Source organism: Eubacterium sp. AM05-23 (genome assembly GCF_003477535.1).
GTDB classification, from domain to species: domain Bacteria; phylum Bacillota; class Clostridia; order Eubacteriales; family Eubacteriaceae; genus Eubacterium; species Eubacterium maltosivorans.
In genome coordinates this window covers 153,002-179,328 of sequence record NZ_QUDF01000002.1, presented here as the reverse complement: position 1 = coordinate 179,328, position 26,327 = coordinate 153,002, and the positions used below count along the sequence as shown (strand labels likewise).

Sequence of the window (26,327 nt, the reverse complement as noted above, 5' to 3'; positions counted from 1 at the left end):
GGTATAAAGAATTAAGATGAAAGGAGACCTGCATGCAACGAATTAAACAAAATATGATTTGTACCCTGATTCTTATTTTTGCATGTCTGCTTCTGCTTTCAGGATGCAGTAAAAAGGAACTTGTCAATAACAGTATTACCGGAGAAATTCTCGATTCAGAAAAGTCTGAAGCACTGATTGACGGCACCTATACCGCCACGTCCAAGTATTATGATCCCAGAGGCTATGGCCAAAAAATAACTGCCTCCGTGCACAAAGGCATTATCACAAAGGTCACTTATGAGGAAACCAACGCTCAGGGGACTAACCGCCTGTCTGTCCCTTCCCCCAAAGATGGCTGGACTGAAACAGACCTGAGTCTGAGCGCCATTTATTCAAAACTTTACACAAGTTTTATTGAAAAGCAAAACCCTTCAGTTGACTCGGTTACCGGTGCAACTCAGACCACCGAAAACTTTAAAAGCCTGGCTGCTTCTGTCTTTGACGACTGTAAAACCGGTGATACCACACCTAAGGTTATCAATGATTTTATCTGGACCTATACGGCCGAAAGTCCGGCTGAGGATGCCTTGGGATACAAAGGCAAGCTTTCGATAACCTTTGATAATGACGCCATCACTCAGGTAGTTTATGATGAATACAAAGACAATAATCTTAAATCCTCAAATGTGCTGATGAAGCAGTATTTTGCGTCGCTGACAAAGGAAACAATGCAAAAACAGACATTGGCTCCGGTGACTGTCGACCCGGTCAACACCCCTCTGGAAGCCGCTAAATACAATGAATTGCTTCAGATTATCGCCAATCAGAGGATGCTTTTTGGCTCGGTATAAAAAAGAATAAATGTAAAATCCCAATGGTTTGGCATAATTCCTTTTTGACTTGACAAAAATGCAACAAACATATATACTTGAATAAACTGGTTATGATCGCTGCGTCAAAAACTAACATATTTATTAGAGAAGGTGGAAAAATGGAGAATAATACATTTGGTTCACGTCTTAAGGCTTTAAGACTGTCTAAAAATCTAACTCAGGAGAAATTCGCAAATATTTTTTATCTTAATAAAAGTTCAATTTCTAAATATGAAAAAGATAAAAATTTGCCAGAAAATCAATTATTAATTAAAATCGCTGACTTTTTTGATGTATCTGTTGATTATTTATTATGTAGAACATCCCAGCAAAAATTATTGCCAAGCAATCCAAAACCAATGAGCGGTGAAGAATTTTTAAGCTCTTATGTTTTCTCTGAAGAAGAAACCGAAGCTTTTGCAGCTTATTTTTCTTTCCCAGACGACTTGAAAAAGGAAGTTTTAGACTATATTCGTTTTAAACAACAATAATTCAAAGCTTGGGAACCTCTCACTTTCCAGGTCATCAGTAAAAGGTTAATTAAAAACCCCGCTGTGAACACAGCGGGGTTTTTTATATTCATTTATACCAGTAACGAAATAAATATGCCTAAGAAGCTAATCATTCCGATACCCAACAATTTGTCATATTTCATTACGGTCACCTGTCTTTCTCTGATTTTTAACTTAATGCTATTATACCCGACACATGTATCAAGCCTACAACCATGAAGCTAAAAATTTTATGAATTAAGTAAACATAATGAAATCGCTTGTATCATTTTAATCCCGAATTGTTACAATCTTTACAAATCTATTTCTCAAAAATACTCTGGGCAATGTTAACGCCGGCTTTTGCATCCTTGCCGTAATAGTCTGCTCCGATATCGGCCGCATATTCAGCGTTGAGCACAGCGCCGCCCACCATCACAGCCGTTTCGGGACAGTGTTCATGGAGAAAGCTCACTGTCGCTGCCATATTTTTAACGGTTGTTGTCATCAGAGCGCTCAGGCCGACCAGCCGGATCTTTTCTTTTTTGACGGTCTCAAGAATCCTTGCCGTCTCGACGTCCTTACCGAGATCCAGTATTTCATATCCATAATTTTCCAGGATAACCTTCAGGATATTTTTCCCGATATCATGGACATCTCCTGAAACGGTCGCCAATACAATCCGCCCTTTTGTGATCTGCTGCTCAGCACTGAGATGGCTTTTGATGATCTCAAAGGATTTCTGCACGGCCTCGGCGGCGAAAATAAGGTTGGGCAAAAAGGCCTCCCCTGTCTCGAACGCCTCGCCCACAACATCAAGCCCGGGTATCAGATAGTCGTTAACCACGGTCATCGGATCCAGCGTCTTCAATAGCGCTTCCGTTGCCTCGGCGGCCTCCTCCTTCATGCCCTCAACGACCATTGTCTTGAGATCAGGCAGCACTTCACACTCATCTTTTTTTAACGGCGCTGACGCTTTACTGTTATATTTTGTGACATATTGGATACAGCTTTCATCATAGCCCCAAAGCCCTCTGAATGAAGCGACAGCATCCATCATTCCCTGATCAGAAGGGTTCATGATCGGAGTATTCAGGCCGGCGGTAAAGGCCATGGTCAGGAAGGTGCGGTTCATCAGCTCACGGTTTGGCAGTCCAAAAGAAATATTGCTGACTCCCAGCACAGTTGGAAGCTGCAGCTCTGAATGAATCAGCTCCAGCGATTTGATGGTTTCCTTCACCATTTCCTGCTGGGCCGACGCGGTTAGAACCAGGCAGTCAAGGAGCAGATTTTTTTTGGGGATTCCCATAGACTCTGCTTTATGAACGATCCCTCTCCCAATGGCAAGACGTTCCTCAGCTTTTTCGGGAATTCCCTTTTCATCCATGGTCAGTCCGAGAACGCAGGCGCCATATTTTCGGGCAATGGGCAATATCCGCTCCATTGAACCTTGTTCCCCATTTACAGAGTTAATAATCGGCTTTCCATTATACTGCCGCAGCACTGCCTCGATGACCTCAGGATCTGAAGAATCAATCTGCAGCGGCAGATCGACCAGATTGCTGACAGTCTCGACAGCTCTCAGCATCATTTCCTTTTCGTCAATATCTGGCAGACCGAGATTGATATCCAGGACATGGGCTCCTTCTTTTTTCTGTTCCATCGCCAGTTTTTTAACCAAAGAAAGCTCTCCCCGGCGCAGTTCTTCCTTTAACGCCGCGTTTGTCGTTGGATTAATACATTCTCCGATAATGTGGATATCCTGCCCAAGCGCAACGGTTCTGGTCCCTGTTGCCACCAGTGTCAGTTGCTGCTCGGGGGATAAAACACTGAAATCGGGCAACGGTGAGTCCTTTGTAGCCTCGATGGTTTTTTGGATGTATTCCGGGGTGGTTCCACAGCACCCGCCCAGCACAGACGCTCCTTTTTGCGCAATTTCCGCCATATAAGCGGCAAATTCGTCCGACGTTATATCATAGAAGGTTTTTCCATCTGCCACCCGGGGAAGGCCCGCATTGGGCTGAATAACCACAGGAACCGACGCGTACTTGAGCAGCGTCTGGATGACCGGCATCATTTTATCAGGACCAGTAGAGCAGTTAATCCCGATGGCGTCTACTCCTAATGCCTCAAGTATGGTTACCACCGTCAAAGGGTCGGAGCCTGTGAGCGTACGTCCGTTTTCCTCAAAGGTCATTGAAGCGATTACCGGCAGATCACTGTGCTCTTTCGCGGCCAGAACAGCCGCCTTCATTTCATAGATATCGGTCACAGTTTCGATCAGCAGCACATCTGCCCCTGCCTCGGCCCCGATTTCGACCATCTGCGCAAAATAATGATAAGCTTCGTCAAAGCTGATCTCCCCAAGCGAACCGATCAAAGCGCCCAGAGGACCGATATCCAGGGCGACATAGCCAGGCTTCAGTTCTTTCGCCAGCTTCACTGCCGCTGTAATGATCTCTTTCTGATCATACGCCGTATCCTTCAGCTTATAGCCGTTTGCTCCGAAGGTGCAGGTCGTGATAATATCGGACCCTGCTTCAATATAGGCTCTGTAGATATCCTGAATGATCTCAGGGTGTGTTAACGTCAGAGCCTCCGGCACAGGGCCGATATTTTGAAGCTTTTCCTGAAGCAGGCTGCCCATGGCACCGTCAAGGTAAAGTCGTTTTGTTTTTAATGCTTCTGTAAATTTCATAGTCCTCACTTTAGTCCAGTTCAATTTCTCCCCACACGCCCATCCGGTTATCGACAATGATCAGAACCCCTTTAATACCGGCGATACCTTTAATCCACTCAATGGCGCCGGCCATATCTTCATGTGTCCTGACCCGGTTTCCAAGAGCTGTGGCCGCAGCGTCAGCCAGATAGACATCCTCACTGATGACAGTGGCGGCATCTGCCCTTCCAAAGCTGAGAGAATGTCCAACGGTGCCTGAGGAGGTACAGATTCCTATAGGATGAGCCGCCGGTTTTATTTTTAATGCCAGATCTTTAAAAGCAGAACGGCCCGCTTCAATGGCGACGCGCCGAATTTTATCTGTCTTTATAAACAAATCGCCGCCGTTTTCGATGATGACTTCTTTGCTCTGTTTTAAAAGTGCCCCTCCGACACTGGCGGAGACAGCTCCCGCCACAGCCGCCATCGGGCCGACGCCTACGGTGGCAGCGGCTGTTTTCATGCGTTTGATCATTGTCGGATCACGCTGCAAAACAGGTATAGGTTCAAGCGCAGTGAAAAATTCCGGAACGGCCTCTCCATAATTCTCCAGTATTTTACGGGTTTCATGCACCTGACGCCGCATCAGATCAGTCTGGTCTGTCTCAGACGCAATCAGAAGATCTGTTTCATATTCCACAACGCGGTAATAGACCAGGCCGTCGGCCTGCATTTTATCCCGATAAACACGCTTTTCATACATTGTCAAATAAGGGTATGGATTGCGCGGACCGGGCAGGCTTTAATACAGAGTGCGCACTCCAGACATTTTTCCGGATGGTAGGTCAGGATCCAGTTCTCATCCATTTCCAAAGCGCCGACGACACAGGCTGCGGTACAGGCGCCACAGTCCACACAGCGCTCCTTATCTACCTCAATGACAGAAACGACATCCTTAACGTCAACGCCGCTCTTTTTAATAAAGGTGATCCCTTTCTCAATGTTATCTTCTGAGCCAGAAACTTCAAAAAGCAGGGTACCGTTCACGTCATCATCGACAAAGGCCTTTAAAATGTTCAGCTGTAAATCGTAATCCCGAATCAGTTGGCTTGCGATCGGTTTGCCGGTTGCTTCTTTTGGGAAGTTTAGAACAATTTTCTTTACCATTATTTGCTGCCCCCTTCTTTTATTTTCAGACTGTTAAGCGTGTTGCCAGCCGGGAATTTCATGACAGGTTCCTGAAGGAAAAACGCGCCTTTTTTTATCCATCCTGTCAGCTCATTCGCAATAGCTCTTGCTTTTGTGAGGCTGGAGAGCGGCGAGGTCCGGATTTTTTTACCGTCAATTTCGACAGACCCGCTGCGCAGCTCCGCATAGCTGACCTTTTTAATAACCGGACGGTCCTTATCGCTGTAGTCCATGATATTTGTATGGAGCTCTGCGTCGGTTACTGAGACAAAGGCCATCATTTCTTCATCTAAAATTGGAATTGGAATCCCGATCCCCACAAACATGGATACCCCATAGCGTTCAAAGACTGCCGGCTGGATGTATTTTGTGCTCATCTCACGCATTTCACCCATGACGGCCAGCGTTCCGGCTCCGCCGAGCGGATAGCCTTTTTCATCTCGGGCACAGCCTGAATTAAACTGAGTGCCCATCCACGAGACATACCCCTGAGTACCGGCCAGGAAAATGCGCGTGCCCATGCCAATGGTTTTATACATCGGATCGTTTAATAACGGGCTGAGCGCTCCGGCCGTGCTGTAGGTGATATTTCCCATATTGGGGTGTAAGATCCCCATATATGTGTAAATACGTTTCTTTGAGGTATTGATGGCCGCATTATAATTCTGATAACAGTTTCTCGGATTATATAGATAAGCTTCGTTCATATCCTGCAGCCCTACCCAGGTGTCAATTTCCTTTCTCGGATAACAGTCTGTCCCCGGCGAGGTGGCGTGGAGATGTACTTCTTTGCCGTCAATCAAATCACAGATAACATGCGCGCCGCCATATTCTGCGCCTTTATCTGAGGATGGCTGTGTCGCTCCAATGTAGGTATCAACAGCCGCGAGCCCGCCGTAAGCTTCAACGTTGTTCAGCTCAATCTCTGCCATACGGATTGGCGGATCAGCGTGGCCGAAATTCAAAAAGGCTCCGGACGAGCACATTGGCCCAAAGGTAGCTGTCGTGACGACATCCACATACTCTGCCGCTTCTTTTGTTCCGCGTTCCTTAACAATATCAATAACTTCTTCGGCTGTGACAATGACGGCCTCGCCTCTGGCGATTTTCTCATTAATTTCCTGATAGGTTTTTGCCATATTTACTCCTTCTCTTTCTATAAAAAAACTCATTTTCACCAAATGAAAATGAGTCTGCTTTAGATTATCTTTCATTTCATGAAAAGAAATGCTGGATTTGGCACCACACTTTCGCAGGTTGCCGGGCTTCATGGGGCCAGTTCCCTCTACCACTCTTGATAATTCGATTATTCAATTGTACGCTGTATACTAGTATAGCAAAAAACAAATTTAAATGCAATCACGATTTACAATTCATTTTTCAGTATTTAAACAGCCTTTTAAACAAATACAGGTATACGCCGTTTCGGCGTATACCGCAATATATAGCATTTTATTTCTTTTTTTATTCCATTTTATCCATATGTTGTTTTACTGCTGTGCAGCGGTCTGCTGGAGATAGGCATTCATAAACTGGTCTAAATCACCATCCATAACCGACTGAATATTGCCGACTTCCACATTGGTGCGGTGATCCTTAACCATATTATAAGGGTGAAACACGTAAGAACGAATCTGCGATCCCCAGGCAATCTGGCTATAATCGCCTACGACATCATCCAGCTTTTCTTTCTGCTCCTGCTCCATGATTTCAACCAACTTACCCTTGAGCATGTTCATCGCCACTTCTTTATTCTGGTGCTGGGAACGCTCATTCTGGCACTGCACAACAACACCGGTCGGGATATGAGTGATCCGGATCGCCGACGAGGTTTTATTGACGTGCTGACCGCCCGCACCGCTTGCGCGGTAAGTATCCACACGGATATCATCCGGGTTAATTTCAATTTCCACACTGTCGTCGACCTCTGGTGTAACATCCAGAGACGCGAAAGAGGTGTGGCGGCGCCCTGAAGAGTCAAAGGGTGAGATACGGACCAGACGGTGGACGCCTCTCTCTGTTTTCAGATAGCCATAGGCGTTAATGCCCTCGATAAGAAGTGTCGCGCTTTTGATACCGGCAACGTCACCGGGCTGTAAATCGAGCGATTTAACCTTAAAGCCCTTACGCTCTGCCCAGCGGGTATACATTCTGAGCAGCATTTCCGCCCAGTCCTGGGACTCGGTCCCGCCGGCCCCCGGGTGCAGTGAGATAATGGCGTTATTGCTGTCATACTCACCGGACAGAAGGGTTTCCAGCTTGAATTTCTCAAGCTCTTTCCCAAAAGCCTCAATGGTATCTGGAAGCTCGTCCATTTCTTCTCCCTCATCGACCAGCTCGAACATGACAAGAATATCGTCAAGATTATCCTTGAGCTTATCGTATTCGCCTTTTTTCTGGCGTAGGATTTTCAGCTCTTTTAAAACTTTTTGGGCCTTTTGCTGATCGCTCCAGAAATCTGGCGATTCGGTCTGGGCGTTCAGTACTTCTATTCTTTCGCTGACGGCTGGTAAGTCAAAGTGAATCCCTCAAATCCGTCAGTTCTTTTTCCTTTTCATTGACACTCTGTCTGCATTCATAGAGATCAATCACGACATCACATCCTTACTTTTATAAATTTGCGCCACAGCACTTTTTATACTTTTTACCACTGCCGCACGGGCAGGGATCATTCCGGCCAACCTTCTTATTTCTGGCTGCTGTGGGCCGGCCTTCAATTTCACTTTCGTTGGTTTTAACATCATCCATATTGACGTTCCGCTGTTGTTGGGGCGCCCTCTGGATTTTAATATTATAAAGGTATTTTACTGTGTCCTCCTGGATTCTCAAAATCATATCCTCGAACATGGCAAAACCTTCTTTGGTATATTCCTTAACCGGGTCGTTCTGTCCATAAGCGCGCAGGCCGATCCCCTGTTTCAGCTGTTCCATATTGTCGATGTGTTCCATCCACGCTGCGTCGACGCTTCTTAAAAGAATTGCGCGCTCAAGCTCCTGCATGTTAGCATCGCCCAATGTCTTTTCTTTTTCTTCGTAGTTATTCCGGCAATACTGAAGAATCGCTTCTTTGAGCGCATCCCGGCTTTCTGGCTCTTTTGGCAGATTCAAGGTTGCCCCTTCAGCCACCAGCGTCTTTTCAAAGTAATTGTTCAGACCTTCAAGATCCCAGTCATCGTAATAGTCGCCGCCGTTGGTGTACATTTCCACATAGCTGTCAACCATATCCTCGGTCATTTTCCAGATCTGCTCATGCATGTTCTGTCCGTCGATAACCTGCTGGCGCTGGTCGTAGATGATTTCTCTCTGGCGGTTCATGACATTATCATACTGGAGAACATTTTTACGGATATCAAAGTTGCGGGCTTCCACACGCTTCTGCGCGCTTTCAATCCCCCTGGTCAGCATTTTATTTTCGATGGGCGTATCCTCATCAAGACCAATGCTTTCAACCATGCTCTGAATTTTTTCAGAACCAAAAATACGCATCAGGTCATCTTCCAGTGAAACGAAAAACTGAGAGGAACCCGGGTCGCCCTGACGGCCGGAACGTCCTCGCAGCTGATTGTCAATACGGCGGCTCTCGTGGCGCTCTGTACCGATAATATGGAGCCCGCCCAGCTCCTGAACCCCTTCTCCAAGGACGATATCCGTACCACGGCCCGCCATATTGGTGGAAATGGTGACGGCGTCCATCTGACCGGCATTAGAGACAATCTCGGCTTCACGTTCCAGATATTTTGCGTTCAGAACATTGTGCTTAATGCCTTCTCTTTTAAGATATTTACTTAAAAGTTCTGACTTTTCAATCGAAATTGTCCCGATCAGAATCGGCTGCCCGGTGGCATGGCGCTGCTTAACCTCTTCGGCTACCGCTTTGAATTTTCCCTCTTCACTTTTGTAGACGAGGTCGTTCATATCGTTACGAACCATTGGCTTATTGGTCGGGATCGTCACAACGTTCAGATTATAAATGGTGTTGAATTCTTCTTCCTCAGTCTTTGCCGTACCGGTCATCCCGGAAAGCTTGTTAAACATTCGGAAATAGTTCTGGAAAGTAATGGTCGCCAATGTTTTAGATTCACGATTAACCTTTACGTGTTCTTTGGCTTCAATGGCCTGGTGCAGACCATTGGAGTAACGGCGGCCCGGCATCAAACGGCCTGTAAACTCATCGACAATAATGATTTCGCCATCCTTGACGACATAATCGCGGTCCTTAAACATCAGGGCATTGGCGTGCAGTGCCTGATTGATATTGTGGGAAATTTCCATATTGTCCACGTCAGCCAGGTTATCCAGTCCAAAATATTTTTCAGCCTTTTCCACACCTTTTTCTGTCAGCATAACGGATTTTGCCTTTTCATCCTTGGTGTAGTCGCCCTTTTCATCAATGGGGCGGTCGTCGTCCTTTTCATCTCCGTCCCAAGTGTCTTCCTTGAGGCGCTTGACAAACATATCCGCCTGTTCATACAGCTTGGTGCTTTTGTCACCGCTGCCTGAAATAATCAATGGCGTTCTGGCTTCGTCAATAAGAACGGAGTCAACTTCATCGATAATGGCGTAATTGAGAACACGCTGTACCTGCTGCGCTTTCTGTGAGGCCATATTGTCACGCAGGTAGTCAAAGCCAAACTCATTATTGGTCCCGTAGGTGATGTCCGCATTGTAAGCCTCAATTTTTTCATCAAAGCTCAGACCATGGACAACTAGTCCGACTTTTAAGCCTAAAAACTCATGCACCTTCCCCATCCACTCGCTGTCACGTTTGGCCAGATAGTCGTTGACAGTTACAATATAAACGCCTTTTCCCTCAAGGGCGTTCAGATAAGCCGGCAAAGTGGATACAAGGGTTTTCCCTTCACCCGTTTTCATTTCCGCGATGTTTCCTTCATGGAGGACCATACCGCCAAGCAGCTGGACTGGGAAATGCTTCATTCCAATTGAACGGTAAGCCGCTTCACGAACCGTGGCAAAAGCGTCGACCAGGATATCGTCCAGGGTCTCCCCGTTTGCCAGACGCTCCTTTAATAAAGCGGTCTGATTTTTCAATTCTTCATCTGACATGGCGCTGTATTGATCATCCAACGCCAGGATTTTATCTACTTTTTTTTGCAATCTTTTGATCTCTTTTTTATTGACATCAAATATTCCATCTAAAAACCCCAAAGTATTCACTCCTTACAGTTATATAAAAATTATTTAATTCGATATTAAGCACACTTACAGAACAGTATAACATATTTTATCCATTATACCAAAAAAACTTAAAAGGGATTGAAATTTTTTAACTTCAATCCCTTCGTCTTGATTATTTTAATCTTTTTTCTTACGCCAGAATACAACGTCCTTGCCATCAACGTTCAGCTTGACGCGTTCATATCCGGCTCTTTCGCGTTCTTCATCCGGATCTGATGAGCTCGCCTTCACTTCAACGCTGCTGTTGTGAACGGCTGTCTGCTGGGGAACGGCCGCCGCATTAACAGGCGCCGTCGGTTCTTCGATCGGTGGTGTAATGACCGGTTCAGCCGGCTTTTGAACTGCTGCAGCCGCCTGCTGGGCCGCAATGGTCTGGGCCTGAAGCTCTTCTGGTGTAATCTGACGGTGAACAGGCTGGGCTTCTGTTACTGCCTGAGCCTTGGCGACAGCCGCGGCGCGCGCCACAGCCTTTTCTGCCGCGACCTTTTCACGTTCCGCCTTAAAGGGTTCCTTTACATCGACATATCTGGTGCGGCGGCGTTTACGGGCACGGATACGTTCCTGTTCCTGATTAACCTGCTGCCAGATGCTGAGCATATCATCTTCTGTGCGTTCTTCTTTTTCTGTATTAATCATAGTTGCTCCATACTCCGGATTACTGACAATTTTATCGTCCTCAACAACAAACGGCGTCTTTTCCTCTACAACCACTGGCTGCGGCTGGGGAACCGGCTCGATATTGATCACTGGCTCCTGGATAACAACGCGCTGTTCAGGGATTTTTTCCTCCGGTTTTTCTTCAGTTTTAATTTCTTCCTGTTCCTTTTCAAAGGCCAGCTTGCCCTTTTCCTTTTCAGCATAAAATGATTGGGTAAAGAAACCGGAAACCGGTCCCGTATCTTCCTCTGAAAAATCTTCTTTCGCCTCTGCGGGCTCATAGGTTCCGATATCCTTAATCGCTGTGAATACCTTTGTATCCTGACTCGGATCATACTCGTCCAGGATTGATTTCCCCATGCTTCCGTCGCCATTATTCTGAATTTCAGCGATGGCCTCTGGTGTCAGCTTTGGAATAACATCGGTCATACTCTCAAAAGAGCCTTCGAGGTTTTCAATTGGATCTTCCTCAAAATCTTCTTCCGGGTAGTAATCGTCGTTTTCATCATCGTAATCATCAAAGAAATCATCCTCGTCATCTTCATCCGGCGGCAAAATATAGTCTTCTTCACCAATCGGTTCGTCTTTGTTAAAAACGGAATCTGCGGGAGCACGGTTCATCGCGTACTGAATCCAGCCGATAAGGCCTATAAATACAACTGCGCTGCCAATACTGAAACCGCCGATACTGCCGATATACTGCATAAAACCGCCGACAAACGGGATGGGAACATTAATCCCCAGCACCCAGAGTCCGCTCTGCTGCATAACCGCATATACCGCATTTGTTCCTTCGTTAATACTCGTAGCGAACGCTGATGTCGCTGGAAGCGACTCAACAATTTTTGACGCCACAGGCATCTTGCCGCCGTTGATAAAAGTGACAATAAAATTCGCCGTGATTCCAACCGCCATCATAATGGTCCAGAAATCATCCAGATTAAAGACCAGCATGACCAAAATCAAAATGTAGCTGATAAAATTGACCACTGGTAAGAACGCATCAACCGCTTCGATACCGCCAGTATAATAATACAGATGGAGTCCAAACTGCAAAATAATTCCGATAATTCCCAAAGGCAGCAAGGAGATTTTCTTCGCTTTGAAGCCTTTAAAGCTTCCGCCTCTGATAAAGCCAATGATTAGTCCTAGTATAATTGCTATTAGTACAAACATAACTTCCCTACCCTCTGTATTTATTCTGAAAAGTAAACACGTATTCTAATGACATTATATTACGTCTATTTTAAATCAAAAGATTTATTATGTCAAACAAAAACACCCGTTAAATACTACTTCTTAACGGGTGTCAAGGGTTATTTTACTAGAAAATCGGCTCGATCAGACCATAGTTTCCGTCTTTTCTCATGTAAACAACGTTAACATCCTCGGTTTCCGCATTTAAAAATACAAAGAAATCATGTCCTAAAAGCTCCATCTGCATGGTTGCTTCATCGACTGACATCGGCTTAACGGCAAATTTCTTTGTGCGCACGACCTTTGGCGGATGCTCTTCGTAATCTTCCATTGGTTCAAGACCGTCCAGGTTATATTTCAATGCTTCTTCAGCGTAACGTTTTTGCAGTTTTGTTTTATGTTTTCTTAACTGGCCTTCCAGCTTGTCGACGACAGCTTCAATGGAACCAGCCATATCTTCGCTTTTTTCTTCGGCTCGTAAAATTGTTTTACCCATCGGTATGGTTATTTCCAGCATCTGGAAATTTTTTTCCTTGCTGAATGTCGCATACACTTCTGTCTCCTGCCCAAAGTAGCGATCAAACTTTTCGAACTTTTTCCTGAGTGCTTCTTTTAAACCTTCTGATACATGCATGTTTTTTCCGTAAATTGTGAATTTCATAATGATAACTCCTTTCAAAAGGTCACTGTACCAGCACATTAAAACGATTAACAAAAATCGCCATCCTGTACTGGTGATGGCAATATTATACCATAACTCACACGAAAATGCACATACAAATTGTTACAATAATGTAACAGGGAGGCCAAAGGTCTCCCTGTTTTCCCGTCTGACCTGGTTTTTTCCCCCACACTCGCCAGCTGGAAGTTTAGCTCAAGGTTTATATCACAACTCCTCCTCTCGGCTTTACGCCGGCTGGTCTTACATCTAGGCCGCACTATGATCAGCTTTCCGCTTTTAGAAAGCCTTACGTGGATCGCTTCGCCTGCGACTGGCATCGACTTTCAACCACAGACACGGGACCACTTCATTATAAAGAAACCTTTAAGGACTGTCAAGCGTCCAAAAAATAAAGAAACAGGCACGCTTAAGTTGCACCTGTTTTAATAACCTATCTAAATTTTTACTTCAGTTCTTCAACGTCATCGATGGACAGACCTGTGATCTTCGCTATCTCTGCAACCGGATAATCACGATCAATCATGGTGCTCGCAATTTTCAAGCGAACATCGGCTTCGCTATCATTTCCCATACCAGGCATGGTGTGGTCAACTACAGTTCGGTACAACATCTGATTATCTCCTTTCAGCTTTCGCTCGTATTTCGTCTGCTTTTCCACAGCGATTGAATTGGCAATTCCTATTTACGAAACACATTATATCCATCCCCGATTATTTTTCAAGTGTTTAACGCTTTCAAAAATAGAATTCTTAAGTTTTCTCCATCAATATTATCTTGCTTCATAAAAAAACCTCCATTAAATGGAATGGAGGTTTTTTGTTACTCAACTATTTTATTGTCAGACATTTCCTTCCAGAATGTTGATCATAATGGCGTTTTCTACCCGGCGGCGTTCAATCTCGCAGGCAACATCATAGGGTTCCATCACTGTGTGGTTGAAATTATAGGCGTTTGCGTGGCAGCCTCCGCCGCAGAAATACTTACACCAGCAGTTTTGGCATTTTTCTTTTTGCAGGAGATTCGCTTTGCCGAATTCGTCCTTGATTTCAGGATACTGGATGCCTTCATCCACTGTTCCCATCTTAAATTCCTCATTGCCCACAAACTGATGGCAGGGGTAAATATCGCCTTCAGGTGTTACCGCGACATAGTCGCGGCCGGCGCCGCAGCCTGACAGGCGTTTATAGACACACGGGCCATTGCTCAGGTCAATATTGAAATGGAAAAAATTGTAATCTAAGCCTTTTTCATGGCGGTTCAGATAATCCAGAGCCAGCTTATCGTACTCTGCCAGAATCTGGTCTACATCTTCTCTCAAAATCGCATAATCGTGTTCCTCCTCTGCAACGACAGGCTCTACAGAAATGCTCTTAAAGCCTTCCTCAGCCAAAAAATTCACATCCTCACCGAAGTCCAGATTATGCTTGGTATAGGTACCGCGGACATAGTAGTCCTTCTTACCCTCGCGCATAGCTGCCATTTTCTTAATTTTATCAATAATAATATCGAAGGAGCCCTTATCATTGACGGTTCTCCGCATATTGTCATTCACGCATTTTCTTCCATCAAGGCTTAAAACTACATTATCCATATTTTCGTCGATATAAGCCATATTTTCGTCGTCTAAAAGCACACCGTTGGTTGTGATTGTAAATTTAAATTTCTTGTGATGGCTTTCTTCCCTGCTTCTGGCATAGTCCACCAGCTCTTTAACCACATCAAAATTCATGAGCGGCTCCCCGCCAAAGAAATCGACTTCCAGGTTCTGGCGGTCTTTTGACTGTTCGACAATAAAATCAATGGCTTTCTTTCCGACTTCCAGGGGCATCAACAGCTTTTCGCCGTTAAAATCTCCCTGAGAAGCAAAGCAGTAGTTGCATTTCAGATTGCAGTCATGGGCGACATGGAGACAGAGGGCTTTGACCAGATCGTGGTTTTTGTAGACATTCGGGTCATAGTCGCTTTCAGTAAAAAGCATCTTCTGTTCTTCGAGCATTTCAAGCTCCAGAATAACCTCCAGCAGATCCTCCTCTGGATATTTATGCTTCAGCTTTTCAACGATCTGGTCCCGGCTTATTTTCTTATAATGGTCCAGAACCTCATAGGTCATCTCATCCACTGTCAGTACGGTGCCGCTATTGACATCCAAAACAATATAGAGACCATTCAAATAAAACTTATGTATCATGATTATCTTCTTTCTTATCTTTCTTTTCTACAAATTTTATGCAAAGAAAAAGCAGTAAACACTGTTACTGCTTTTTCGCAAACTCATTATTATTTAGATTGTTTACACTGCTGGTTTCCTACTGTGCAGGAAGTTTTGCATGCAGACTGGCAGGAAGTCTGGCATTCACCGCAGCCTTTGTTTTTAACATCCGCTAGAGTACCTTTTTTAACGATTGTGATGTGTTTCATCTCATTCACGCTCCTTTATGCAGTTTTTATTTTTTGTCTTCGTCGACTTCTTCGCCGACTTCGACATTTTCATCTGTCACATCTTCAAATTCAGCGTCCTCTACGGGGCTGTCATTGTAATCCTGAGTTTCCTGGGATTCTTCTTCAATGGTTTCAGGTTCTGAAACAGATTCGGTTGTTTCTTCCTCGGTATCATCTTCCGTTTCTTCACGTTTGATTACCTTTGAAACAGCACTTTTAACGATCATTGCCTTATGGAAATCCGGAAGCATCTCGAGGACGATGTTTTCATCATCGATTGCATAAATTATCCCATAAAAACCACCAATTGTCAAAATTTCATCCCCTGGCTTCATGTTGTCCCGCATGGCCTGTATTTCTTTTTTCTGCTTGTTCTGTGGACGCATAATAAAGAAATAAAAGAAAACAACGAGCAGGATCAGCGGGAGAAATGTCATTAAACCACCTTGCATTTTTTAATTCTCCTTAATATTATATTCCGTATTTTTGAAAAAAACTTTCCTTGAATGCTAAAAGGCTGTCTTCCATAATAGCATTCCGTACTTTTTCCATAAGCTTAAGTGTAAAGTATAAATTGTGATATGTCAATAACCTTGCACCCAAAATTTCATTGCATTTTACCAAATGACGTAAGTAAGCTCTTGTATAATTTCGACAAACGAAACAATCGCATTCTGGATCTAAGGGCGTAAAATCTTCCTTATAGGTCGCATTGCGCACGACCACCTTTCCCTGGCTGGTCATGGCTGTTCCGTTGCGCGCGATACGGGTCTGGAGCACACAGTCAAACATATCCACACCACGTATTACGCCTTCTAAAAGTGCATCCACCGAGCCGACCCCCATAAGGTAACGGGGCTTGTCTTTCGGCAGAAGCGGGACCGTCGCGTCCAGAATCCGGTACATGGTATCTTTGGACTCCCCAACGCTCAAACCGCCGATAGAATAGCCCGGAAAATCAATTTCAGTCAGCCCTCTCACGCTCTCTGCCCGGAGGTCCTCATACATACCTCCCTGCACGATGCCAAAAAGTGCCTGATCATCTGGGCGCTTATGAGCGTCTTTACAACGCTTCGCCCAGCGCGTCGTCATTTCCATGGATTTTTTGGTGTACTCGTAATCCGCATCTGCTGGAGCACACTCATCAAAACACATGATAATATCAGCGCCGATCGTATTCTGCATATCGATGGATTTTTCCGGAGACATAAAGTGACGGGAGCCATCTAAATGTGAACAAAACTCCACACCTTCTTCTGTAATTTTTCTTAAATCATTTAAGGAAAAAACCTGGAATCCACCGCTGTCTGTGAGGATTGGCCGGTCCCAGTTCATAAATTTATGAAGCCCTCCCGCCTTCTCCATAATTTCCTGTCCAGGCCGCAGGTAAAGGTGGTAGGTATTACCGAGAATAATATTGGCATCCATCTCCTTCAAATCCTCACTGGTCATGGACTTAACCGTCGCCTGTGTCCCAACCGGCATAAAAATCGGTGTGTTGATAACACCATGGTTGGTGTGAATTTTACCAAGGCGCGCCCCGGTATGCTTATCTTCTTTGATTAATTCGTATCTGAACATTCAGTTTTTCTCCTAATAAATAAACATGGCGTCACCAAAGCTGAAAAAACGGTAACGCGCGTCAATAGCGTGCTGATAAGCCTCCAGAACAGCTTCACGATTATAAAAAGATGAGACCAACATCAGCAATGTAGACTCAGGCAGATGAAAATTCGTGATCAGCGCATCAACCACCTGCCATTTGTAGCCGGGATAGATAAAAATATCCGTGGATCCCTCGCACGCCTGAACCTCACCATCAAAGCGGGCGGCAGCGCTCTCCAGCGTTCTGACAGACGTCGTGCCAACAGCAATCACTCTGCCACCCTTTTTCCGGGTTTCCTCGATGAGCTTTGCGGTTTCTTCGGGCACCTGATAGGTTTCCTCATGCATGTGATGATCCAGTATATTATCACATTTTACCGGACGAAAGGTTCCGATGCCCACATGCAGTGTAACCTCAGCAGTTCTGACGCCCTTTTGGCGGAGCGCATTAAGCAGCTCCTCCGTAAAATGCAGACCGGCGGTCGGGGCAGCGGCAGAACCCGTATACTTGGCGTAAACCGTCTGATACCGATCCTGGTCTTCTAAAACCTCATGAATATATGGCGGCAGAGGCATGGTACCCAGCTCCCCGATAATCTCCTCAAAAATGCCGTCATATTCAAATTCAATGGTTCTGAGACCGCCCTCTACCTTATCCTTAATCTCACCCCTGAGCTTATCTCCAAAGACCAGACGTGTGCCAGGCATTGCTTTCTTTCCCGGCTTTACCATGGTTTCCCAGGTTTTATCATCCAGCCGTTTGAGCAGCAGCAGCTCAACCTTGCCCCCGGTTTCCTCTTTTTTGCCAAAAATCCGCGCTGGAAGTACTTTTGTATTATTCATAACCAGCAGGTCACCCTCGGTTAAATAATCAATAATATCGTGAAAATGACGGTCCTGGACGGTTCCCTCCATACGGTTGAGCACCATCAGCCTCGACGCGTCCCTTTTCTTTTCCGGCGTCTGGGCAATAAGCTCTTCCGGCAGGTCATAATAAAAATCCTTTGTCGTTAGTGTTTCCAAATTTATTCCTCTATTTCTAAATCCAATTTCACCTGTTCCTGCATGGCTGCCGGTTCAAGGCCCAGATGCCTATAGCCGCCTGATGTGATCACGCGTCCCCTTGGCGTTCTGGCCAGATAACCGAGCTGAATCAGGTAAGGCTCATAAACCTCTTCGATGGTATTTCGCTCCTCGCCGATGGCAGCCGCCAGTGTGTCGATCCCTACAGGACCGCCGTCAAATTTTTCAACGATGGTCGTCAGCATAATCCTGTCAATTTCATCTAATCCTTTGGCATCCACTTCAAAGAGTTCTAAAGCTGTTCTGGCTGTCTCCAGATCAATAATGCCTTTTCCCTCGATTTCGGCAAAATCGCGCACCCTTTTCAATAAACGGTTGGCAATACGCGGCGTTCCGCGTGAACGCACCGACAGCTCCTCCGCGCCCTTTTCATCCAGATTGACAGACAATATCTCCGCCGACCGGCTGATAATAGTTGCCAGCTCGCTCTGGTTGTAAAGCTCCAGCCGCTGAACCACACCAAAACGGTCCCGCAGCGGCGCCGTCAGCAGGCCAGCCCGTGTCGTGGCGCCGACCAACGTAAATTTGGGCAGATCCAGACGAATGGATTTTGCGCTCGGTCCCTTGCCAAGGATGATATCCAGAACAAAGTCTTCCATTGCCGGGTACAGCACCTCCTCCACACTTCGCTGCAGCCTGTGGATTTCGTCGATAAACAGGACGTCTCCCTCCTTAAGGCTGGTTAAAATGGCGGCCAGATCTCCAGGCTTTTCAATGGCCGGTCCAGAGGTCGTCTTTATATTCGTTCCCATTTCCTGGGCAATAATATTGGCTAAAGTGGTCTTTCCAAGCCCTGGCGGTCCATAAAGGAGAACATGGTCCAGCGGCTCACCGCGCTTCTGGGCTGCCTGAATAAAGATGGTCATCTGGCGTTTAACGCGGTCCTGTCCAATATAGTCCTCCAGGCGCTGCGGCCTCAGGCTTCTCTCAATATCAATATCGGTTTCGGTAAAACCGCTTGTCACTATACGATCCTTCATTTTATTCACCTACCGTCCAAGAGGATTTGCGGACATCAGCGCATTCTTCAGAATATCCTCAATGCTCATTCCCGGCTGTATAATTTTTTCAACCAGATCTGATGCTTCAGCATAGCCATAGCCTAATCCCAGCAGCCCGTTAACTGCTTCGTTAAAGAGATTGTCTGCCTCTCTGAGATTTTCGATGGCGCCCGGCTCTGCCGAATCCGCAAAAGCAAAATTCTTATATTTGTCCTTAAGCTCCAGAATAATTCGATTGGCTGTCTTTTGCCCGATTCCCGGCGCGCGCGCAATCGCTTTGGCGTCCTCATTGACAATGTAGCGAATCAGCTCGTCCCTGGTAAACTGTGACAGCAGCCCCATCGCTGCTTTTGGCCCGATACCGGAAATGGTGATAATGGTTCTGAATATCTCACGCTCCTCTTTTGATGAAAAGCCGTAGAGCGTTACATCATCTTCCTTAAACGCCGGATGGATATAGACCTTTACTTCCTTGTGTAATTTGGGAAGCTCAGACATCGTGTTTGCGGAAACATTGATCCGGTACCCCATCCCCTGATGGTCTACAACGATGTAGTCTGACGCCTGCTCTTCATAATTGCCTTTTATATATTCAAACACGTCAAGCCTCCTGTTTTTTTCGTATTGGTTAATTGTATCAATTCAGCCCTGTGAATTCAAGAACCTTTATTCGTTCAGAACATGAAAAAAGCACCCGAAGGTGCTAAATCCCGAATATGCCGTCCACCATTTTTGACGCCTAGCGGATGCTAGGTGGGTGCCCTGTCTCTAAGGGTCTGTTTTCCACTCAAAGGAGGCTTAACATTGCATAGAGAACATCCGGACTCCCTATAAATAAGTGTAGGTTCAAAAATAAGGTTGTAACGAACATCTCAGGATGATTTCATTATATCTGTAATTATTAGAATTGAAAAGGATAAATTTTTGTTAAGGGATTGCTAAAAAAGACTACAAAAACTATTTGACATTATCCAAAATCCGCATTCTGTTTTGTTACATTCTTACTTCAATATATTTAAAGCCTTGGAGATGTTGTCTACCGGCAGCAGCTCAAGCCCTGTATTCTCCAGGCCCCGGGCATTGCCCTTTGGCATGATGCAGCGCTTGAAACCAAGCTTTGCGCCCTCTTTAAGACGCTTTTCAATGTGCTGTATATTTCTGACCTCACCAGTCAGGCCAACCTCGCCGATAATCATCATATCCTCTGGAATCTCAAAATTTCTGAAGCTTGAGTACAGCACAGACACAACGGCCAGATCGAGAGCCGGTTCGTCTATTTTCATACCCCCGACCACATTGATATAAGCATCGAGATTCTGAAGCTGTAATCCCAGCCGTTTTTCCATAATAGCCAGGAGCAGCACCATACGGTTATAGTCCATTCCGGTGGCCATACGCCTTGGGTTACCGAAGCTTGTCTGAGATACGAGCCCCTGAAGCTCGATTAAAAGCGGACGCGTGCCCTCCATGCAGGGCACTACCACTGAGCCGCAGGTATTTTTCGGCCGACTTGACAACATCATTTCAGAGGGATTTGCCACCTCGTGCAGGCCATCCTGCGCCATCTCGAAAATACCGATCTCGTTGGTTGAGCCAAAACGGTTTTTGACCCCTCTGAGTATCCGGTAGGTATGGTACTTTTCACCCTCAAAATACAAAACCGTATCAACCATGTGTTCTAACACACGTGGACCAGCAATATTGCCTTCCTTGGTCACATGCCCGACCAGAATCATCGAAATATTATCTTTTTTGGCAATCTGCATCAACGCGTTGGCGTTCTCCCTTATCTGGCTGACGCTTCCGGGAGCCGAGGTAATCGTAGGACTGTACATTGTCTGTATCGAGTCAATAATGACAAGATCAGGTTTCTCATTCAAAATAGTATCCACGATATAGGGTACGTTAATCTCAGACAGAAAAAAGATATTCTGGGATTTTACATTCATCCGGACTGCCCGCATTTTGAGCTGCTGCTCAGATTCTTCACCCGAAATATACAAGATTTTAAGCCCCTGGCTTCCAAGATTCTCCGTCGTCTGCAGCAGGATCGTCGACTTTCCAATTCCAGGGTCACCGCCCAGGAGGATAACGCCTCCGGGCACGATACCACCGCCGAGGACACGGTCGAGTTCCTTGTTTTTCGTTTTAAAACGATCCTCTTTCTGAGGAATGATTTCCTCAATACGCTTCGGTTTTGTGTATACCGCCCGTTCAAGGGTATTTTTCTTTCCCTGATCGGTGGGCATGTCCAGCTCCTCCACAAAGGAATTCCATTCGCCGCATTCTGTACAGCGCCCCATCCATTTAGGGGTGCTGTACCCGCAGTTCTGGCATACAAACTTCTTTTTTATTTTCGCCATAAACCCTCCGTCATTCGATCCATTTATAGATCAGGTAACCGATCATACCGCCAATAAAATTCAGTATCAGATCATCCACATCCGCGCTGCGGCTCGACAGAAAGGCAAATTGCAGCAATTCAATCAAGGCCGTGGTGCCGACTGTCACAATCAATATATGGGGAAAACTCACCCGTTTCTTTCTGCAAAGCGGGTACAATAGCCCCAAAGGAATAAAAAGCGCTATGTTTCCCGCCAGATTCCGAAAGGAATAGGTAAAGGTATTGTACAGAATACTCACCGCATCTGTCGGCTTAGTGGCCAGAAACTCCCAATTTATAATCCCGCTGTGCACAATATCATAAATATAATTATCAATATTGGTAAGCGGAAGCAGGTTGTAGCTGGATTCATACGCAATGTTTGATGTGGGCAGCAGCGTGACCATTGCCAGAAAACCAATGTAGAACACAAACACAACCCTCAGTAAAAAACGCTTTCGCGCATCTTTTGTCATTATGCCGCTCCATTCTTAGTCTTTAACGGATCTCATTATACCCCTAAAACCTTAATGATGCCAGTGGTTTATAAGTCCAATTTCATATCGCCGGCTTTAATCCAGCCCGCTCTGGCGCAGAGCTTATAAAAAATCATCGTCACAACTGCCGGCAGAATAATCTGGAGCAGGCCGATGCCAAGCACAATCTGCACCATTGGCTGCCCGGCCTCTGTCATGGCCATAACTGTGCCAATCTGCCCGACAAGTCCACAGGTTCCCATCCCTGCGGCGACCGGCGTATTCTGCATCTGAAAAACAGTGGTTGCCAGAGGCCCCAAGACCGCCGACGCCGCCGTTGGCGGTATCCATATCCGCCAGTTTTTAATAATATTGGGCACCTGAATCATGGAAGTTCCCAGCCCCTGGGCCGCCAATCCGCCAATGCCGTTTTCCTTATAACTCTGAACCGCAAAGCCGACCATCTGGCAGCAGCAGCCCACTGTCGCCGCTCCGGCGGCTATTCCCGAAAGGTTCAGCATAATGCACAGCGCCGCGCTGGAAATCGGCAGCGTGAGCACCACCCCTACGACTACCGAGATAACAATGCCCATGATGACTGGCTGCTGTTCTGTAGCCCACATGATCACATTTCCCAGGGCTGTCATAAAAGCACCGATGGGCGGGCCAACCACCACAGCAACGAATGAGCCGATGAGCATGGTCACAAAGGGGGTTACTAAAATATCCACCTTTGTCTCCCCCGAAACGGCCTTGCCAAACTCCGCCCCGATAACCGCAGCGATCAGAGCGCCGGCCGGCCCGCCCTGGGCGTTGCCGAGAAAGCCCGCCACTGTAATGGAAAATAAGACAAGCGGCGGCGCATTAAGGCCAAAGGCAACAGCGACTGCAATGGCTGGCCCTGTCATCGCCTGCGCAGCGGGCCACAGCGTCTCGTTTAAAAAGGGAATATGAAATAATATTCCGACCTGGTTCAGGATACTGCCCATCAGCAGTGTGCCAAACAAACCAAAAGCCATGTACTTCAGCGCGTCGATCAAATAGCGCTGGACGGAAAACTCAATATCCTTTTTCTTAAGAAAGTCCCGCACATTTTCATACTTAGGTTCTTTTTTCATTTTTCCTCCAACTTATTTTTATGTTTTATCTATCTTCACACAGACAAAATAAAAGGATACAATCTGTATTCTGTCTGCTGTGACAAAAAATAAAAATACCGAGCGAAACCCGATATTTTTATTTTTAAGCAATAAACTAAAATACATTATTGTATCCTTATAATTTAAAACTTTTTATGTTTTTTTATTATACCATAATTAGAGGAGAATTGCAAGCCGCTCAGTGATGATCAATACACTCGATTTGATGGCAGATTTTCAAGCTTCCAGCGAGCTGCTCTCCACTTACCTGATTCACATGGCCGCCCCATTCATGATCCTTTGATAAAAAATGAAAATGCCATCCGACAAAATTTTTCTTGTCTGCCCACTCAGGGCAGCGAACGCCGACAAGCGTTCCGTTAATCGCTTTAAGCGTCACACATTTCTGCCGCGCGACAATTTCATCCAGCGCCTCATAGGGATTTTCAACGGGCCAGACGCTGTGAATCTCAATTTCTTTAAACCACCCGTCCAGACGCCCGATCAAGCAGCGCTCATGAATTTGGGATTTCAGCTGCTCATCCAACTGTCTGCACAGATCATCCATACCAGTAAATTCACCCATTTCAAAATAAGTGTCCGGGATGAAGTCTGAGACTGTGGCAAAGGGTGTCCTCTCATTTTCGTCCGCCCTCAATATGCGGCAGTCGCCGTCAGCCCTGTAGGGCACACCATCCAGGACGATCATTTCTCCATTCAGGGCATGGTAGGTCCCAAAGCCGATATCGCCATATTCAAGGAGCTCCTCAACGGTGCCGCAGCCGTCAAAGCCACGATTTTTAAAAGTTTCAAAAGTCGAAAACTGATAAATCGTACTCATTTTTCATCCCTATCTGAATTCCATGGGCACATCGCCTAAAAATTTTTTCCAGGCAGCGAGCACCTCACTGATAATTTTAATGCCTACCGAAGAAATAATAACAACTTCTGTTTTATCAAGCGCTGTTTTCCATGGATTCATGACTGCAAATTCATTGACGCAGCTGACCTCAAAATCACCGGCATTGGTTTTTACAAAGCCCTTAATCCGGTAGGCATATTTTTTGATATCATGCAGAAAGGCCCCAAACTTCTGATAATCCAAAGGCTCATCTGAGCGCAGAACACTTGTTTTAGGCCGCGATTCCCATGTATTGGTGGTCTCAACCGGAGCGGGCTGCTCACCGTTCATTTTTTCAAGGATTTCTTCCATGGAAACCTCGCAGAAAGCGGCTCTGTATATCTGCGTTCTGCTGTTTACTTCCCTTATCTTTTCCTCAATTTGATTTAACCGCTCTTCGCTCTGTAAATCCGTTTTATTGATAATCACTGCGTTGCTGTAGATCAGCTGTTTATGGAGCGACGGAATCAGATCATACTGCTCCAGAAAATACAGGCCGTCCACAATACAGATAGCCCCAAGATAATCGTAGGCTTTTCCGCTGATTGAGGACACTGTCTCTAAAATGGTTCCCATGTTTGAGGGATCGGCTACACCGGAGGACTCCACAAAAACATATTCTAAATCGTAATCCAGAAAGCCTGCCAGTCCTTTAATATAATTTTCCTTTAAACAGGCGCAGAAAACGGAACCGCCTGTCAGCTCAAGCAAATCAAAATCATCGCTTTTAATGAGTTCGCCATCAATACTTTTTTCGCCAAACTCATTCATTAAAACCCCAATTTTTACGTCGTTAAAGCTTTTTAACAGATTTGTTAAAAAAGTTGTTTTGCCAGATCCCAAAAAACCAGTCAAAAGTACCAGCTTCATTTTTCCCTCCACTGAAAACAGGGTGGGTAACCTGAGGCACCCACCCTGGTGTTATTTTTTATAAATATTTTTTCACTTCGTCCACAATTTCCTGGCGGCTTGGAATGATGGAAGACCACACCAGCTGTCCATTGATATAGATGGACGGCAGATGCTGTACGCCCATTTTCTGTGTACGCGCAATATCTTCTTTAATGCAGTATTTATAAACGGCAATATCGACAGCGTCGCCAAATTCTTCTCTGGCCAGCATCGCTGCTTTTTCCATATATGTACAGGCAGCGCACTGAACCGGATCGAGGGTAAAGACTTCGATAAAAGGTTTATCCAGATTTTCATAGTCCGGCAGCTCTACATCGCCAAGGGTATCGACCGCTTCGTAATTTTTAACCATTTCGCGTACTTCATCGGTGTGCTTAACAGCCTGCACACATGCGATGGTGTTTTCCATAGGCACATTGTATGGCATATCGCAGCCAGGGCTCACGATCAGGTTATGATGGTCGATGTTGTCTAACATATCGACAACATATTTCATATTGTCCTGCTGTGTCCCGAAAAGCATAGTTGTTGTCAGAGGGATATTCCCGCCGATTGTAATATTGTACTGGTCTGTAACTTTCTTGGCTTCATAAATATTAACATTTTCATCGATAGAAACGCCGTCTGGATATGTACGGCACATAACATCCATCTGAATAGTCGCATCGCCGCAGACAAAGAAGCAGCCGAGAGCGCCCTTACTGCGGATATAGTCAAAAGCAGCTTTGAACTGATCCATAAACAGATCCTCAATGGATTTTGGTGAAATCTGGCTGATAATCGGGTCGACCAGAGCAATGACATCCATTCCTGCCTCTACATAATAATCCGTCATGGCGTTACAGACTTCTGTGCAGAAAGCGACCAGCTCTTTAACATAATCTGGATACATGATAATATCCATAAAGAATTCGCTGCCACGGATATGTGAAGCCAGGGTAACCGGTCCGCAGATCAGGCCATATAAAGCGGTATCGTCGCCTACAGATTCCTTTACACGGCGCATAACATCCAGAACCATCGGAATACGTCCGTCGGTTTTCTTTGGAATTTTGCATTTGCACGGCACTTTAGGATCACCTGCAAAGGGATGGCTCATGACAGAAGGCGGATTATCTTCTGCCCAGAGCAGCTCGCAGCCTAAAATTTCAGCTTCGATCTGTAAATCGAAAATGACCGGCATACCATCTGGTGTGTATAATTTATGAACCTCCATCAATGATTCATATAACTTATCGCCGTCCGTCAGCACTTCTCTGGCTGTATAGCCTTTTAAGGAACCTGCGTGCACACCGCTGAACGGCACGAACGGCACACCGTCTGTCTGTTCATGTCTCAATGTTTTTAATAAAAGTTCTTTACCCATTTTTTCCTCCAAAATTGTTTTATTCACAGTGGTTCATTTGTTTTAGCTTGTGTTAAGTATATCGCTTAGAAGAAAAAAATGATTGTAGGCGCCTTGGT

At 45.6% G+C, this 26,327-nt stretch carries 24 protein-coding genes, 1 other RNA gene and 1 riboswitch; of the genes, 2 read left to right on the top strand and 23 right to left on the bottom strand.

Going from position 1 to position 26,327, the window contains the following annotated elements; genetic code table 11:
* Nucleotides 1-32 precede the first annotated feature (32 nt).
* The gene (locus DW091_RS03065; protein WP_058695467.1) at nt 33-833 is read left to right on the top strand and encodes a hypothetical protein; all 801 of its coding nucleotides are present in this window, start codon (nt 33-35) and stop codon (nt 831-833) included.
* A 140-nt stretch (nt 834-973) separates the two neighbouring features.
* Nucleotides 974-1,345: a helix-turn-helix domain-containing protein gene (locus DW091_RS03060; protein WP_013381903.1), complete on the top strand. Its 372-nt coding sequence runs from the start codon at nt 974-976 to the stop codon at nt 1,343-1,345.
* A 322-nt stretch (nt 1,346-1,667) separates the two neighbouring features.
* Here the strand turns inward: DW091_RS03060 and DW091_RS03055 are convergent, their stop codons facing one another.
* From DW091_RS03055 to DW091_RS02950, 23 genes are all read right to left on the bottom strand, one after another.
* Nucleotides 1,668-4,043 (bottom strand): homocysteine S-methyltransferase family protein, encoded by a 2,376-nt coding sequence (locus DW091_RS03055; RefSeq protein WP_118517370.1) that lies wholly within the window; start codon nt 4,041-4,043, stop codon nt 1,668-1,670.
* 10 nt (nt 4,044-4,053) lie between these two features.
* Nucleotides 4,054-4,767: a UPF0280 family protein gene (locus tag DW091_RS03050; RefSeq protein ID WP_118517369.1), complete on the bottom strand. Its 714-nt coding sequence runs from the start codon at nt 4,765-4,767 to the stop codon at nt 4,054-4,056.
* 2 nt (nt 4,768-4,769) lie between these two features.
* Nucleotides 4,770-5,171, bottom strand: coding sequence for an NIL domain-containing protein (locus tag DW091_RS03045; RefSeq protein ID WP_118517368.1), 402 nt, complete (start codon nt 5,169-5,171; stop codon nt 4,770-4,772).
* The gene (locus DW091_RS03040) at nt 5,171-6,331 is read right to left on the bottom strand and encodes a homocysteine biosynthesis protein (RefSeq protein WP_118517367.1); all 1,161 of its coding nucleotides are present in this window, start codon (nt 6,329-6,331) and stop codon (nt 5,171-5,173) included. Before DW091_RS03040 ends, DW091_RS03045 begins: the two co-directional genes overlap by 1 nt.
* A gap of 61 nt (nt 6,332-6,392) precedes the next feature.
* Nucleotides 6,393-6,496, bottom strand: a riboswitch (SAM riboswitch).
* 186 nt (nt 6,497-6,682) lie between these two features.
* A protein-coding gene (prfB, locus tag DW091_RS03035) for a peptide chain release factor 2 (protein ID WP_224168730.1) occupies nt 6,683-7,784 on the bottom strand; the annotation gives its coding sequence in 2 pieces (ribosomal slippage) (nt 6,683-7,708 and nt 7,710-7,784; 1,101 coding nt in all).
* An 18-nt stretch (nt 7,785-7,802) separates the two neighbouring features.
* On the bottom strand, nt 7,803-10,358 hold the full coding sequence (gene secA / locus DW091_RS03030) for a preprotein translocase subunit SecA (RefSeq protein ID WP_058695472.1): 2,556 nt from the start codon (nt 10,356-10,358) through the stop codon (nt 7,803-7,805).
* Nucleotides 10,359-10,505: 147 nt separating this feature from the next.
* Nucleotides 10,506-12,221: a DUF5317 family protein gene (locus tag DW091_RS03025; RefSeq protein ID WP_096918966.1), complete on the bottom strand. Its 1,716-nt coding sequence runs from the start codon at nt 12,219-12,221 to the stop codon at nt 10,506-10,508.
* A gap of 148 nt (nt 12,222-12,369) precedes the next feature.
* Nucleotides 12,370-12,903, bottom strand: coding sequence for a ribosome-associated translation inhibitor RaiA (gene raiA, locus DW091_RS03020; RefSeq protein ID WP_013381912.1), 534 nt, complete (start codon nt 12,901-12,903; stop codon nt 12,370-12,372).
* Nucleotides 12,904-13,366: 463 nt separating this feature from the next.
* Complete coding sequence (locus DW091_RS20000; RefSeq protein WP_158577813.1) at nt 13,367-13,531, bottom strand: hypothetical protein; 165 nt, start codon at nt 13,529-13,531, stop codon at nt 13,367-13,369.
* A 231-nt stretch (nt 13,532-13,762) separates the two neighbouring features.
* Complete coding sequence (scfB, locus tag DW091_RS03015) at nt 13,763-15,112, bottom strand: thioether cross-link-forming SCIFF peptide maturase (protein WP_118517366.1); 1,350 nt, start codon at nt 15,110-15,112, stop codon at nt 13,763-13,765.
* 89 nt (nt 15,113-15,201) lie between these two features.
* Nucleotides 15,202-15,342 carry a six-cysteine ranthipeptide SCIFF gene (scfA, locus tag DW091_RS03010; protein ID WP_013381915.1) on the bottom strand — a complete coding sequence of 47 codons (141 nt, stop codon included), beginning with the start codon at nt 15,340-15,342 and terminating at the stop codon, nt 15,202-15,204.
* A 26-nt stretch (nt 15,343-15,368) separates the two neighbouring features.
* Nucleotides 15,369-15,815, bottom strand: a complete 447-nt coding sequence (gene yajC, locus DW091_RS03005) for a preprotein translocase subunit YajC (protein ID WP_058695475.1) — start codon at nt 15,813-15,815, stop codon at nt 15,369-15,371.
* Between the two features lie 19 nt (nt 15,816-15,834).
* The gene (tgt, locus tag DW091_RS03000; RefSeq protein WP_058695476.1) at nt 15,835-16,944 is read right to left on the bottom strand and encodes a tRNA guanosine(34) transglycosylase Tgt; all 1,110 of its coding nucleotides are present in this window, start codon (nt 16,942-16,944) and stop codon (nt 15,835-15,837) included.
* A 12-nt stretch (nt 16,945-16,956) separates the two neighbouring features.
* Nucleotides 16,957-17,991: a tRNA preQ1(34) S-adenosylmethionine ribosyltransferase-isomerase QueA gene (gene queA / locus DW091_RS02995; RefSeq protein WP_199678127.1), complete on the bottom strand. Its 1,035-nt coding sequence runs from the start codon at nt 17,989-17,991 to the stop codon at nt 16,957-16,959.
* A 2-nt stretch (nt 17,992-17,993) separates the two neighbouring features.
* Nucleotides 17,994-19,031: a Holliday junction branch migration DNA helicase RuvB gene (gene ruvB / locus DW091_RS02990; protein ID WP_058695478.1), complete on the bottom strand. Its 1,038-nt coding sequence runs from the start codon at nt 19,029-19,031 to the stop codon at nt 17,994-17,996.
* A gap of 9 nt (nt 19,032-19,040) precedes the next feature.
* Entirely contained in the window at nt 19,041-19,652 is a 612-nt protein-coding gene (gene ruvA / locus DW091_RS02985; protein ID WP_074616611.1) for a Holliday junction branch migration protein RuvA, read from the bottom strand.
* Nucleotides 19,653-19,755: 103 nt separating this feature from the next.
* Nucleotides 19,756-19,934: non-coding RNA, 6S RNA (gene ssrS, locus DW091_RS02980), on the bottom strand.
* A 119-nt stretch (nt 19,935-20,053) separates the two neighbouring features.
* Nucleotides 20,054-21,415, bottom strand: coding sequence for a DNA repair protein RadA (gene radA / locus DW091_RS02975; RefSeq protein ID WP_096918968.1), 1,362 nt, complete (start codon nt 21,413-21,415; stop codon nt 20,054-20,056).
* A gap of 10 nt (nt 21,416-21,425) precedes the next feature.
* Entirely contained in the window at nt 21,426-21,911 is a 486-nt protein-coding gene (locus DW091_RS02970) for a VanZ family protein (protein WP_058695481.1), read from the bottom strand.
* 68 nt (nt 21,912-21,979) lie between these two features.
* On the bottom strand, nt 21,980-23,029 hold the full coding sequence (locus tag DW091_RS02965) for a PTS sugar transporter subunit IIC (protein ID WP_118517365.1): 1,050 nt from the start codon (nt 23,027-23,029) through the stop codon (nt 21,980-21,982).
* Between the two features lie 220 nt (nt 23,030-23,249).
* The gene (locus DW091_RS02960) at nt 23,250-23,891 is read right to left on the bottom strand and encodes an acetolactate decarboxylase (protein WP_074616608.1); all 642 of its coding nucleotides are present in this window, start codon (nt 23,889-23,891) and stop codon (nt 23,250-23,252) included.
* 9 nt (nt 23,892-23,900) lie between these two features.
* The gene (locus tag DW091_RS02955; protein ID WP_118517364.1) at nt 23,901-24,821 is read right to left on the bottom strand and encodes a GTP-binding protein; all 921 of its coding nucleotides are present in this window, start codon (nt 24,819-24,821) and stop codon (nt 23,901-23,903) included.
* A 58-nt stretch (nt 24,822-24,879) separates the two neighbouring features.
* A complete protein-coding gene (locus DW091_RS02950; RefSeq protein WP_058695485.1) occupies nt 24,880-26,229 on the bottom strand; it encodes a uroporphyrinogen decarboxylase family protein in 1,350 nt (449 codons plus the stop codon).
* Nucleotides 26,230-26,327 lie beyond the last annotated feature (98 nt).